The sequence below is a fragment of the Yersinia sp. KBS0713 genome (assembly GCF_005937895.2).
GTDB lineage: Bacteria > Pseudomonadota > Gammaproteobacteria > Enterobacterales > Enterobacteriaceae > Yersinia > Yersinia bercovieri.
The window spans coordinates 584753-598264 of record NZ_CP042173.1 but is presented as its reverse complement, the minus strand read 5'-3'; the positions used below and the strand labels follow the sequence as shown (position 1 = coordinate 598264).

Below are 13512 nucleotides of genomic sequence, written 5' to 3'. Positions count from 1 at the left end.
TGCAGGTATTTTACTGTGCTATTGCAGAAATAGGTAGAACAACGGGCGGGAAGAACCTATATGAAATCATCGCTTAATCAGATTGAATCGACAGAGGCCAATCCACATCAATCAATAAGCAAAAAATCTAATGTCGGTAATAGCAGAAGAGGGAAATGAGATTAACTAATGCAGAACATCAACATGATGTCGTGTTAATGCAGAGAATCGGGCAAATTGGCATAATAAAAAAGCGGCAGAATATATCCTGCCGCTGGGACTATCGGATTAATTTATTAGCGGGATAATTCTGCTTCATTAAGTTGAAAAACTGACACCATCTCTTCCATTACCATGGTCTGTTCATTCATCAATGCGGTAATGGTCGCAGACTCTTCAACCAAGGCCGAGTTCTGCTGAGTCACCACATCCATTTCATTAATAGCGACGGCTACCTGGCGAATACCCATGCTCTGCTCCTCAGATGCTTGGGTAATATCTTGCATAATACCACTCACTTTACTGACCATGGCAACAATCTCAGTCATGGTATTTTTAGCGCTGTCTACTCGCTTGCTCCCGGTCTGAGTATCATGAACAGAGTGCTCAATCAGACCACGAATCTCTTTAGCGGCATCTGCACTTCTCTGTGCCAAATTACGAACTTCAGTTGCGACTACAGCAAAACCTCGGCCCTGCTCACCGGCACGGGCAGCTTCAACCGCAGCATTAAGCGCCAGAATATTAGTTTGACCAGCAATACCGTCGATCACCTTAATAATATTGGAAATCTGGCTGGCATGATTGGCAATAGTATCCATCGAGTGAACGACATCGACCATAATCAATGAGCCACTATCCGCCATGTCTTTAGTGTCCATGGCCAGCTTATTCGCTTCATGGGCATGGGTAGTATTATTCTCAACGGTGGTCTTGATTTGCTCCATACTGGCTGCTGTTTCTTGCAAGGCACTTGCCTGCTCTTCAGTACGTGAAGATAAATCATTATTCCCCTCAGCGATCTCCACTGAGTTATTTTTGATATTAGTTGCCGCCTCTTTGACTCCTGATATTATTTCAGCCAAAGATTTTCGCATAAGCTCAATATTGACAAACAGTTTACCAATCTCATTACTGCCATATTGCGGCACTTTTTTGGCAAGCTGTCCTTTGCTTATTTCAGAGAAAATAGTTGATGCTTCAGCCAAACGATCAAGTACATTTCGAGTGATATAACGGAACAGTGATAAATACAGCAAGATAAATAGCCCGGAAATGATTACCAACGAGACAATCAGCGCACGGTGCAATAACTCGGTTTTATTCTCGTAAGAGGAGATAAGATCCGCAGATATTTTTAAATATTCTTGGTTTAAACCTTCAAGCTGATGCATAAGAGCATCAGATTCATTGATGATCTGAGCACTCTGATGTAAGTTATCCAGAGAGCGCATGTAATTGTCCAGAAGTTTAACAAATACAGCACCGGCACGCTCAGATAACTCCTGATTATAAGTTGATGTTTTTGGTTCGCGGATCCATTGTTCAACAATACTCCGCACCTCTTTATTATGATTACGTATGGCGTTAACTCTTGCTGGATCAATAGGCTGATTCGACATCGCAGCCATTGTAAGAGAGGCAAGTTCACCACGAACTGTTCTCAATTTATATTGAGCCTGTTGCACCAAATTTACTCGGGTATGTAGACTGACCGTATCTGAAAAATTATCGCGGGCATCACTAGACATTTTTAGGCTGAGACCAGCCAGAAAAATAAAAAATAGCACAATCATGCCAAGATAAAATCTCATCATCTTTTTAACACTAACAATATATAACAAAATAACCACCCTTATCACTTTTATAATTATTGCTGTTAATAAAACAAACATAAGTGATTAACTTATGTTTGCCAAATACCGCATAGAAGTATCATGGATACAGAGTCCCATGATAAGAATGCGATAAGCATTAAGATAATAAACAGAGTATTCTAGCCTGCTATATTATTATAGAGGCCTATTTTTCCAAAAATAAAGAGTAGGACAGTCGTATTATTCGTGGATAGTTTCAGTGATTTGATCGACAAGATCCATTTCCTCACTGTTGAGCAGTTTCTCAATATCAACCAGAATAAGCATACGCTCGTTAACTGTGCCTAACCCCAATAAATACTCAGTGGAGAGTGTTACAGAGAAGTCAGGAGCAGGCCTAATTTGTTCATCGGTTAATGCGAGTACATCTGAAACACCATCAACTACAATACCGACAATACGGCTGGTCAAATTTAGTACAATGATAACGGTGTTTTCATCGATCTCTGCAGAATGCAGTTGGAATTTAACTCTGAGATCAATGATAGGTACGATGACACCACGAAGATTAGTTACGCCAGTAATAAAATCTGGGGTGTTCGCAATACGCGTGACACGATCATAGCTACGGATTTCCTGAACTTTCAGGATTTCAATACCATACTCCTCCTTACCTAACGTGAATACCAGATATTCCTGGCCGGAATTTTGTTCACCCATTCGTTTTTCTGTTCCAGATAAGTTCATTGAATTACCTCATTCAATCGATTCAAGTTAATTTTGTTTTTCAGCCACTGTTTTATCTTTACAAAGCGTGACCAAGGCGGCGACGTCCAAAATTAATGCGACACTGCCATCACCCAATATGGTCGCTGCCGATATACCAGGCACTTTACGGTAATTAAGCTCTAGGTTTTTGACCACCACTTGATGTTGGCCAATTAGCTGATCGACAAGCAGTGCATAACGGCAACCTGCACTTTGCAAAATAACGGCAATTCCTTCATTGGCCAGTGTTGAATCGCTGACGATATCGAATATCTGATGTAGTTCGACCAGAGGCATATATTCACCCCGGACCTGTAGCATCAATTCATTACCCGCCATTCGATACAGTGCATTTTCAGACGGCTTGAGCGATTCCATTACTGTTCCCAGCGGCAAAACATAAATCTCATTGCCCACTCGTACTGACATACCATCTAATATTGCCAACGTCAGCGGTAAAATAATTCGAATGGTCGTGCCTTTATTCTCAACTGAATGGATTTCGACATGGCCGCCCATTGCCATAATATTTCTGCGCACCACATCCATGCCAACACCACGGCCTGAAACATCGGTGACCTTTTCTGCTGTCGAGAAACCGGCAGCAAAAATAAGCATCCAAATCTCTTCGTCACTCCAGTTTTCGTTAATCACCATCCCTTGCGAACGTGCACGGGCGAGGATTTTGTCACGATTCAGGCCAGCCCCGTCATCGATCACTTCGATCACAATGCTGCCACCGTGATGTTCTGCTGAAAGGGTGAGATTGCCTTTAGTCGGTTTTCCTTTCTCTCGACGGATCTCCGTTGACTCAATACCATGATCCAGGCTGTTGCGCACCAAGTGAGTCAGCGGGTCAATAATCCGTTCAATCAAGCTCTTATCCAGCTCGGCAGAACCGCCTTTTAAGGTTAATTCAACCTCTTTATTCAGTTTGCCGCCCAGATCATGCACCAGACGCGGGAAGCGACTGAACACATACTCCATAGGCATCATCCGGATGGACATCACGGATTGCTGCAAATCCCGTGCATTGCGCTCCATCTGACCAATGCTGCTGATCAATGAGTCATGCAAGGCGGGATCCAGTGATGCTGAAAGCTGTGACAGCATGGCCTGAGTAATGATCAGTTCGCCGACCTGGTTAATGATTTGGTCGACTTTCTCCACCGCGACTCGAAGGCTGCTTGATTCAGACGCCGGGGCTTTTGATGCTGCTTTTGGTCTTGGTGGTGTGACCGCTGCGGGATTTTCACTCGGGGTCGCGGCAGCTTCTTTAGGAAGCTGACTTGCGGAGATAGTAGGTGTCGCACCTTCCGCATCCGCCGTCATCGGCTCGCTCTGTTCAGTATGATCTTCTGCCGCCGGTTCAGTTGCCGTGATAACAATCTGCTCAGGTTCAAGAATGAAACACAACACCGCGAGTATATCGTCAGCTGATGTCGTAGTTTGCAAATGTACCTGCAACCCATTGGCCTGCGGTTGTATGCTGATCACCTCACCCAGGTTTGCCAACTCTTCTTGCAACACCACTTTGTCGCTTTCAGAAATATCACTGAGTGAAACGGTCAATAGATTAAAAGCGAAATTTGGTTCAGCTATCCGTGCTATTTTTTGCTCGGGCTGTACAACCACGGAGGTACTACTATTCTTCTCTTCCAGCGCTATTAGTCGTAGGGCATTACAAATATATTCGAAACTTTCTTGGTTAGGTTCCTGTGAGGATTTATACGCATCAAGTTGATCTTGCATAATGTCTTTGCTCTCCAGAAACAAATTAATGATGTTACTGTTTAACCGCAGTTCCCCACGTCGGGCATCATCCAACAAGTTTTCCAGTATGTGCGTTGTTTCTTGCAACACCGTAAAACCAAAGGTACCTGCTCCCCCTTTTATTGAGTGGGCAGCGCGAAATATCGCGTTTAGCATTTCCTTATCTGGCGAAATGAAATCTAGCTCCAGAAGATGCCTTTCCATATCAGCCAATAATTCATCAGCTTCATCAAAAAAGGTTTGGTAAAAATCACTCACGTCCATCTTGTTCAACCTTTTCCTGTGTAGAATTAGTCTGAACAGAGTCTGTTTCGACTGCGATTTCCGCTGTTTTTTCGCGAGTCGACATCATTTTCAGTTCAGTTATTATTTTCTCACTCCCTTGATTATCTGAAACACTCTGTAAAACGGTATCCTCTTCCAGAATGTCTTTTTCCTTATTCTTGCTCAGTACTAAAATACTGATGCGCCTGTTGATAGGATCATCCGGCCTAACATTTTCCAGATTCATCATGTTTGCCGTGCCTATCACACGCAGAAATTTATTTTCAGCCAATCCACCGGCAACCAGAGTTTGTCGTGATGCATTGGCCCGATCAGCCGAAAGCTCCCAATTGCTGTATCCCACTTCTCCGCGAGCATAGGGCAATGAGTCCGTGTGACCTGTCAGGCTGATTTTGTTTGGCAGGTCGTTCAGCACCGGAACCAATGCCTGGAGGATCCCACGCATATAAGGTTCTAACTCTTTGCTGCCGACCTTGAACATTGGGCGCTCTTGACTATCAATGACCTGGATAAGTAATCCATCCTCGGTCAGGGAAAGTCTAAGATTCGATTTATAATTACTCAGACGTGGATCATTCTTAATGAGGTCTTTAAGTTTTTGGTGCGCACGCTGTAAATTCAGCGATTGCTTGCGCTCATCCAGTTTGTTCAGTGTCTGCCGGAATACTTCCCCCTCTTGTTTCGCAAAATCATCGCCACCACCAGGAATAGGGCTGTCACTCAGACTGACTCTCTCCCCTTGTGCCATCCCCAGCTTGAGCGGTGTTTTGAAATAATCCGCAATTTGCTCACGTTGTAAGGGAGTCGAGGACGACAGCAGCCACATCACCAAAAAAAAAGCCATCATGGCTGTCATAAAATCCGCATAAGCTATTTTCCATGAACCACCATGGTGCTCAGCTTTATGCCGTTTGCGTTTGCGAACAATAATGACGGGTTGTACAGATTTGTTCATGACGAGCTATCCGAGGTATTGCTATTTGAGGTATTGCTATTTGAGGTGGATTTCGCCTCACGGACATGATCTTCCAGTTCAAGGAAAGTTGGGCGCTCAGGAGAGAACAGCGTTTTTCGGCCAAATTCAACCGCGATCTGTGGTGCATAGCCATTCATACTGGAGAGCAGTGTCACTCGAATACACTGCAACATTTTGATCTCTTCGCTGCTCTTTTGGCGCAACAGGGAAGCTAGCGGCAACACAAAACCATAGGCCAGCAAAATACCCAGGAATGTCCCCACCATGGCATGAGCAATAAGTTCGCCTAGCTCTGCGGCCGGACGATCTGCTGCGGCTAATGCATTCACCACCCCCATTACTGCCGCAACAATACCGAATGCAGGCAATGCATCACCGACAGCATTTAAACTATGGGCGGGGACTTCATGTTCATGCTCACAGGTTTCAATTTCTTCATCCATCAATGCTTCTATTTCAAAAGAATTCATACTCCCGCTGACCATCATGCGTAAATAGTCGATAATAAACGTCATCAACATTGGATCAGCAAGTAAACGCGGATAAGCAGAGAATATGGCACTATTCTGCGGGTCCTCAATATCACTCTCCAGCGTCATAATGCCATTCTGCCTACTTTTGGTCAGCAGCAGATACAACATCGCCAGAAGGTCCATATAAAGTACCTTGGTATAACTTGAGCCTTTTAATAAATGTGGGAAGGCTTTAAAGGTCGCTTTTATTGATTTACCATTATTACCTACAATAAAAGCACCGACACCTGCGCCTCCGATAATCAAAAGTTCCGTTGGTTGATAAAGCGCAGCAAGCTCTCCTCCTGCGAGACTAAATCCACCAAAAACAGTCAAAATGACAACCAGATAACCAATAATGACTAACACATACACTCCTTAACTCTTAATTACTCTAATCTCACCTAACTATTTGGTTACCATGAGTTTCAAATACAGGGTGTCCGTACCGTATAAATCCGATACTATTCTTTAATATTAACTTTTTATTAACCACTCAGTCAGTTATATGCCGAGGGTATCACCCACTGCTAAGTCAGGTGTTTTACATTTCTTTACTGCACGAGAAGGTGGGCTACACAGACTACATGTAAATGAACCTTTCGAGTGTTCATTCGTTACGACAAAGCCACCACCACAAATACAGCATTCTTTATGTTTTATAATTCCACAATTGATGAATCTTAATAATGTCCATGCGCGAGTTAATCCAAGAACTTGTTTTTCACCTTGCTGTGGTGGACATTGTTCCAGGTATAATCGATAGGCTTTTACCGTTGCCTCAATTGGCCGACAAGATTCCGTCTTTTGCAAATAAAGGTAAATGTTATAAAACATAGATGAATGAATATTTTGTTCCCAAGCCATAAACCAATCTTCAGAGAACGGCAACATCCCTTTAGGTGGTGGTACACCTCTAAGCTCTTTATAGAGCCGCAATAATCTTCTACGACTTAAACTGGTTTCGCTTTCCAACATTTGCATACGAGCACCAAAAGAAATCAGCTCCATCGCAATTTGTACTTCTTTCATTTCCTGTAATATACTTTTCTCACTCATGATCACAAACTTCCTTAAGACGGTGTAATATTTTGCTCAGAAAGCGAGTTAAGCAAGTTAGTCGACAAAATTATGCCTGTATGGATCTGTTGTAAGGCTTCAATACGAGAATCTTTAGTTAAGTTATCAATCACAATTTCGTTATCAATACGAAGACGGCAAATGAGCTGATTGGTCGATGCCAGCTTAATCAACTGAGGGAGTGAGAGCTCTTTCAATGAATCAATAGCTTCTTCAGTCAATCCTAAACGAAAACCAGCGGCAAACTTATCTTCTCTAATTAATTGTTGCGCCAGCAACAGGTAAGATAAGTTAATGTCGTGTATTCTTTGTAGCTGTTCGTCAATATGTCCTGCAATCATTTTCGTTACCATATTCATCTCACCGACTGCATGGATGAATGTTAATTAATATGTTAAAAATTGGTAATTAGACTAAAACTATAGTTATACTGCTGATTACAGTAAATAGATTAAAACAACCATAGGATAATCTTTACCATCACATTGGTTATAATGTAGAGACGATAAATCCGACTCTGTAAATCCTGCGATTATACAAGCCGTGCTCATGCTCTCTCATTCAGTTGAGATAAAAAATTGTCTTTCTAACTCCGTAAAACTCAATACAAAAAATGACGTTAATTGCGAAGACCAATAGTCAAACCTAATATCTCAAAGTGATTATTGGCGAGAGGGATACTGTTCAAACATAATAAACACTTAATGTTAGAATTTCAACATTAAGTTGACTAAAACCCATCAACCACCAATATCAACTTGATAAAAATCACTAATAAAATCAAATCATTACAAACAAATCCCCTCTAAAGTGATTAAAGTCACATAGTAAGAATTTTCTTATAAAATTATGTGTAATCAGATGTTTATAGCATCCAATCTTGCCCGCAAACGCTTAATTGCCTGACTATGCAACTGACTGACTCTCGTTTCAGTTACGTTTAATAAAACACTTATTTCCTTCATGTTCAGCTCTTGTTGATAATACAAATTCAATAACAACTGCTCCCGCTCTGGAAGTGCTTTTATCTCTCGGCTAATTTGTTTTGTTAAATTCCCTTTCATTATTTCATGCAAAGGATTTAACATTTCATGTTGCGTATCCGATTGCTCAAAACCATCTGCAAGTTCTTCTTGCAATTCATCTAAAGAGTAGAGTTGGCTGCTATTTGTATCTGCCAGCATTTTCTGATATTCAGGTAATGTTACTCCCATGCTGTTGGCCACATCAGCTTCTGTCGCAACATGGCCACTTTCCTGTTCAATCCGTTGAATTATGACTGCAATTTCACGTGCATTACTGCGAACCCTACGGGGAACCCAATCTCGTTCCCGTAGCTCATCTATCATTGCCCAACGTACTCGTTGGGTAATGTAAGTACTTAATCCAATCCCCTTTTTAGGATCAAAATGATCAATAGCTGTCAGTAACCCTATTGCACCAGCCTGTATAAGATCATCAAGCTCTACACTAGCAGGTAATCTAGCCTGCAAACGCAGAGCCTCATGTCTAACTAAGAAACCATATTTGGGCCATAACTGATCTTTCTGTATTACGCCATCATGGTTATAAATACCATTCACAATTACATTATCCAACCTACAAAAAAACGAACTATATTATTGAGGATTAATGCGAGATCAAATAGCGTGATAAGGTCGTACTATATTGCCCAATCCGGAACTTTGATTTAATCATCACTACCAAAAACGTCATGATGAACCTATCACCTAGGATACTTATTAGTACTGCTAATAAATCCAACAGTCTGATTAAAACGTTTCCCACTGTTCTTCAGCGATACTTTTATTCATCTCGGATTGCTTGGCAGATACAGGTCCAGGTCGTAGCGTTTTTTTATCACGATTTCGCTCTATTCCATTATCGCGTTCTCTATGGGTCTTTCTATTGCCAATATTTTTATTGATAGTGAACTTAGAAATGATGCTATCTAACTCTTCTGACTGCATTTCCAGATTATTGGCAGCCAGTGCAGCTTCTTCGACCATGGCAGCATTTTGTTGAGTCACCTGATCCATCTCATTGACTGCCTGGGCAATTTGATTAATACCTGCACTTTGCTCATCAGAAGCAGAGGTAATTTCACCCATTATATCAGTTACTTGGGTAACAGAGCTTACAATGTCCTTCATTACGGTTCCAGCCTGATCTACCTGCTGAGAACCTGTATTCATGTTCGCTACACAAGTCGTTATAAGCTGACTAATTTCTTTGGCTGCATCAGCACTGCGCTTGGCCAAACTACGTACTTCCCCAGCAACGACCGCAAATCCGCGCCCTTGCTCACCGGCCCTTGCGGCTTCAACCGCCGCGTTAAGCGCAAGAATATTAGTTTGATTAGCAATACTATCGATGACGCCATTAATATCTGCAATTTGACGCGAACTTTGCGTAATCTGTTGCATGATGTCATCAAGATTAGTCATGACATTGCCACCATTGCGTGCATTGAGACTTGCACTTTCTGCCAGTTGGCGTGCGGTATGAGCATTATCCGCATTCTGACGAACCGTTGTTTTGAGCTGTTCCATACTGGCTGCGGTTTGTTGCAATGCCGACGCTTGCTCTTCAGTTCGGGCTGACAGATCATTATTACCCTGAGCGATCTCTTGAGCATTGCTATAAATTCGACTCACACCGTCGTTGATATTAGAGACAGTACCTGTCAACGACACACGCATTTTTTCCAGCTCAACTAGCATCAGACCAAGTTCATTTTCATCACCAACCTGGATCTCTTCACTTAAGTCACCACTGGCGATCTTTTTGATCGATGCTGAAGTTTGTGACATCCGCGTGGTCAAAGTACGTTTTAGCCATATGCGAACAAGCACTAACAAGACGATTGAAATAATCGGCACCACTATCGCCATGGTAACCATCTGGCGATACACACTGTCTGCACCCTGAATAAAGTTATCATTAAGATGATTAGCAATATTTTGGTAGGCGTTTATATTTTCTCTTAAAATCGTGCGTTCTTGCATTTCCTTCTCCAGGGTATCGGGCATACCGGCTGGATTGGAGATATAGTCCGCTTTATCAAGAGTGGTGTTCAATACACGTAGAAACTGCTTATTTAGTACAATAGCGGCTTGTTCTACCTCAGTTGAATTGAACCCCGTTGACATGAAGCTATCCATTGTCGCTTTTGAATTAGCGAGAATATCTTTAGCATTGGCGATCGATTGCGGGTCAATAGTCCTATTAAGACTTGATTGTAACAACAACCCATTAACTTGCGCCAACCCACTATAAAGATTGAAGATGGAGCTTTGCATACCCTCCATATTTGAAGTCGATACAATGGTACGATTAAAGTTATCTTTGCTCTCAATAGAGTTGAACAAACTGAACACGGCTATCACACTCAACGATAGGGCGAACATACATATAATGAAAGTAATGCCTGTAGATATTTTCATTTTTTTTAACATAGTAGATATCAATCTAAGCAGATGCCTGCTTAAATTATTCCTCAAAAATAAGATGTTGTGATTTATTAATACTATAATTTTACATACTAGTTAAGTAATGATGTTTATAGTTTAATTATAGTGAAACACTGTCGAGTTAAGGTTACATATTAAATATAGACATTTTCTGCATACTCTGAAAAACCATCATGGAGGAGCTCAGAGCAAAATCAGACATTTTAGATTGGGCTATCAATGTAATAATTGAATCGTAATCCGACCCCACTGTTTCTTGCAGTCTGGATTCAATATTGATTTTTTGTGTCGCTGAGTTCAAGGCCAAAGAGTCAATCTGCTGGAGATTAGTACCTACTTGCGCCTGAATTTTACCCAGATTGTCGATACCATTTTTCACCGCGATATTGGCGCTATCCAATACTTGATGTAGCGCCTCGCGGTCAGCATCATCAACTATAGGGGTATTTAGTGCAGCAATAGCGCTGTCCAATGCAGCAAAGATATCGTCAGATGTCCCAGTCATAAAAACATCGCTACCAATATGGCCTACCTGCATTTCGGTACTATCGGCGACGATCTGGGTGGGCGGGGTATCCCCGCCAACATACGAACCATCTTTCTGGAAAGGCTCAGAGCCTGTTTTAAATCCAGCGAAAATGAAACGGCCATTACTGTTTTTGCTATTTGCCAAATCCAATAAGTTGTCGCGAATGCCCTGCAATTCCGTGGCCAGTGCTGCTCTGTCTGCATCCGAGTGAGTATCATTGCCAGCTGCAATAATCTTTTCACTCAAATTCTTGGTTAAAATATTCCCCACAGAACTGAGAACATTATCTTCCTGTTCAAGCGCATCTTGAGCATATAAGCGCGCTGTATCAAATTGATTAATATTTGATAGTGCATTTTGATAAATAATGGCCTGTGAAGCACCAGCGGGGTCATCAGAAGGCGTCAATAAATTTCTCTGGGCTGATAAGCGCATGTAAATATTATTGTTAGTCGTCATGGCCTTTGACATACTATCGATATTATGTTGATACATGTACTGGGTGCTGAGACGCATTGTTATTTCCTCAATCTCTTATCAAATTACTCGCAATACCGTTAATGGGGCTTATCTAATACTTAATAATGTGTCAAAAAGGGTTGTCGCCGTTTGGAGTACTTTTGTATTGGCGTTAAAGTATTGGCTATACATTTCCAGCCTCATATACTCCTCATTCAGATCAACACCGATAACGCTTTGCTGTTGAAGTGCTACCGCTTCTAAAACATTACCCCCTGTTGTCACATCGCTTTTTAGTGCCGTCATTGATGACCCAACGGAACTGACCAAGCTGGCATACGCTTCGGTCAAAGTGCCATTACCGATCAACGTGGCGTCTTTAATCGCAATCATCTCTTTGATGTTTTCGTTATTACTGACATCACTCGGATCAGATGAACTTGAGGCCGCTATTTCGTCACCTTGTGTAATGGCGACATTGAGTGACCCCGCAATGCCTGACGTTGGGTTCAAAACAAAACTGTCATTGGGTTCTGGTGTTCCCTGCGGTGTAATAGAAATACCATCGAATTCAAGTTCGCCCGCAGCGCCAATGGTGGGGGTAATCGTTCTACCATCACTGGTTTTTACTTCCCAATCGTTTTGTCCAGGACCTTTATACGTTAAAGTATAATCTTCAGCTTTGACTTGGCTGATATCGGTAAAGCTGATGTCTAATGTGGCATCGCTGGCATTATTTCGGTTAGCGAGTGCAACCGGATTGGCAATATTAAATATATCGCCGCCCGGATTGCCATCAAGATCATAACCTGCAGCATTAACTTCATTGAACTTATTCGCCATCTGCAAGGCGAGCTGGTTTAATTGGTTACGAGCATCTACGAGATCCTCATTGCGGAATTTAAATAACCCGCCCAATTTTCCACTCGTCATTGTAGATTCGTTAAGTTGCATCTTATTACCGGATGCATCAATGTAGGACACTACCGTTTTGCTCGGGTCTTCAGCCGAAGATGATGTTTCAAGCTCATAGGCGCGATTGCCATTAACCAATTGCATCCCATTAGTGAGAGTGACATTCACCCGGCCTGTGGTTGTATCTTCATTAACTCTAATACCAACAGCGCCACTGAGCTGTTCTAATAACATATCTCGCTGATCAAGTAAGTCGGCAGGAAGACCACCCGTCTGTCCATGAATCTTGGTGATTTCATCATTCAGTTTTGCCAACTGTTTTACATTAGCGTTAATGTCATTTACGGTTTGGTTAATTTGTGTATTCGTACTCTTTTCTAATCCGTTGAGGGTACGGCTATTACTATTAAATTGACTCGAGATCGCTCTAAATTGAGATAAGGCTCCCTGGCGGGCAGCTGGACTCACTGGATCACTGCTCATTTTTTCCAGTGCGGTAAAGATATTATTCATCGACACAGAAATATTGTTGGTATCATCGCCGAACATATTATCAATTTGACTAAGTTGGTTATGACGGCTTGTCAATGCGCTGAAATCAGTAACGGCACTACGCAGCTGATTATTGATAAAGCCATCGTAAGCACGCTGGACGCCATCAACCTGAACGCCATAACCAAAGAAACCGACGTTGGTTGTGCGACCACCCGCTTGACCGAGCATAATACTCTGGCGACTGTACCCTGCTGTCATGGCATTATTTAAGTTGTTACCTACGACATTGAGCGCTGCCTGAGCCGAGCTCAATCCGCTTTGGGCCAAATTCATTAGATTCATAAATCACCATCGCTATACTTCTTGAAAAATTGCTAGCATTTTCTTCTAGGAAATCTTCCTAGGAAAATTCGTACATATCTAATCTATCGGTTATTAAAAAATAAACTAA

General features: G+C 42.1%; 11 protein-coding genes. All 11 read right to left on the bottom strand.

Annotation, left to right across the window (positions count from 1 at the left end; translation table 11 throughout):
* Positions 1 to 275 precede the first annotated feature (275 nt).
* Positions 276 to 1796 carry a methyl-accepting chemotaxis protein gene (locus tag FFE93_RS02825; RefSeq protein WP_032896552.1) on the bottom strand — a complete coding sequence of 507 codons (1521 nt, stop codon included), beginning with the start codon at positions 1794 to 1796 and terminating at the stop codon, positions 276 to 278.
* Between the two features lie 240 nt (positions 1797 to 2036).
* On the bottom strand, positions 2037 to 2543 hold the full coding sequence (gene cheW / locus FFE93_RS02820) for a chemotaxis protein CheW (protein WP_005270992.1): 507 nt from the start codon (positions 2541 to 2543) through the stop codon (positions 2037 to 2039).
* Positions 2544 to 2570: 27 nt separating this feature from the next.
* Complete coding sequence (gene cheA, locus FFE93_RS02815; RefSeq protein WP_138774748.1) at positions 2571 to 4601, bottom strand: chemotaxis protein CheA; 2031 nt, start codon at positions 4599 to 4601, stop codon at positions 2571 to 2573.
* Entirely contained in the window at positions 4588 to 5577 is a 990-nt protein-coding gene (gene motB, locus FFE93_RS02810) for a flagellar motor protein MotB (protein WP_071984880.1), read from the bottom strand. The genes cheA and motB overlap by 14 nt, the downstream gene beginning before the upstream one ends.
* Positions 5574 to 6479: a flagellar motor stator protein MotA gene (motA, locus tag FFE93_RS02805; protein ID WP_049602666.1), complete on the bottom strand. Its 906-nt coding sequence runs from the start codon at positions 6477 to 6479 to the stop codon at positions 5574 to 5576. Before motA ends, motB begins: the two co-directional genes overlap by 4 nt.
* A gap of 135 nt (positions 6480 to 6614) precedes the next feature.
* On the bottom strand, positions 6615 to 7169 hold the full coding sequence (flhC, locus tag FFE93_RS02800; RefSeq protein ID WP_032896466.1) for a flagellar transcriptional regulator FlhC: 555 nt from the start codon (positions 7167 to 7169) through the stop codon (positions 6615 to 6617).
* 14 nt (positions 7170 to 7183) lie between these two features.
* Entirely contained in the window at positions 7184 to 7531 is a 348-nt protein-coding gene (flhD, locus tag FFE93_RS02795; protein ID WP_005270968.1) for a flagellar transcriptional regulator FlhD, read from the bottom strand.
* 516 nt (positions 7532 to 8047) lie between these two features.
* The gene (locus tag FFE93_RS02790) at positions 8048 to 8773 is read right to left on the bottom strand and encodes an RNA polymerase sigma factor FliA (protein ID WP_005270965.1); all 726 of its coding nucleotides are present in this window, start codon (positions 8771 to 8773) and stop codon (positions 8048 to 8050) included.
* Positions 8774 to 8962: 189 nt separating this feature from the next.
* Positions 8963 to 10648, bottom strand: coding sequence for a methyl-accepting chemotaxis protein (locus tag FFE93_RS21830; protein ID WP_032896464.1), 1686 nt, complete (start codon positions 10646 to 10648; stop codon positions 8963 to 8965).
* 142 nt (positions 10649 to 10790) lie between these two features.
* Positions 10791 to 11687 (bottom strand): flagellar hook-associated protein FlgL, encoded by an 897-nt coding sequence (flgL, locus tag FFE93_RS02780; protein WP_261369037.1) that lies wholly within the window; start codon positions 11685 to 11687, stop codon positions 10791 to 10793.
* 72 nt (positions 11688 to 11759) lie between these two features.
* The gene (flgK, locus tag FFE93_RS02775; protein WP_032896460.1) at positions 11760 to 13403 is read right to left on the bottom strand and encodes a flagellar hook-associated protein FlgK; all 1644 of its coding nucleotides are present in this window, start codon (positions 13401 to 13403) and stop codon (positions 11760 to 11762) included.
* Between the last annotated feature and the right edge of the window lie 109 nt (positions 13404 to 13512).

Coding starts and splice junctions, on each gene's coding strand:
- FFE93_RS02825 (WP_032896552.1), bottom strand. CDS start 1,796: ATGATGAGATTTTATCTTGGCATGATTGTGCTATTTTTTATTTTTCTG.
- flgL (WP_261369037.1), bottom strand. CDS start 11,687: ATGTATCAACATAATATCGATAGTATGTCAAAGGCCATGACGACTAAC.
- flgK (WP_032896460.1), bottom strand. CDS start 13,403: ATGAATCTAATGAATTTGGCCCAAAGCGGATTGAGCTCGGCTCAGGCA.
- cheA (WP_138774748.1), bottom strand. CDS start 4,601: ATGGACGTGAGTGATTTTTACCAAACCTTTTTTGATGAAGCTGATGAA.
- flhC (WP_032896466.1), bottom strand. CDS start 7,169: ATGAGTGAGAAAAGTATATTACAGGAAATGAAAGAAGTACAAATTGCG.
- motB (WP_071984880.1), bottom strand. CDS start 5,577: ATGAACAAATCTGTACAACCCGTCATTATTGTTCGCAAACGCAAACGG.
- cheW (WP_005270992.1), bottom strand. CDS start 2,543: ATGAACTTATCTGGAACAGAAAAACGAATGGGTGAACAAAATTCCGGC.
- flhD (WP_005270968.1), bottom strand. CDS start 7,531: ATGATTGCAGGACATATTGACGAACAGCTACAAAGAATACACGACATT.
- FFE93_RS21830 (WP_032896464.1), bottom strand. CDS start 10,648: ATGTTAAAAAAAATGAAAATATCTACAGGCATTACTTTCATTATATGT.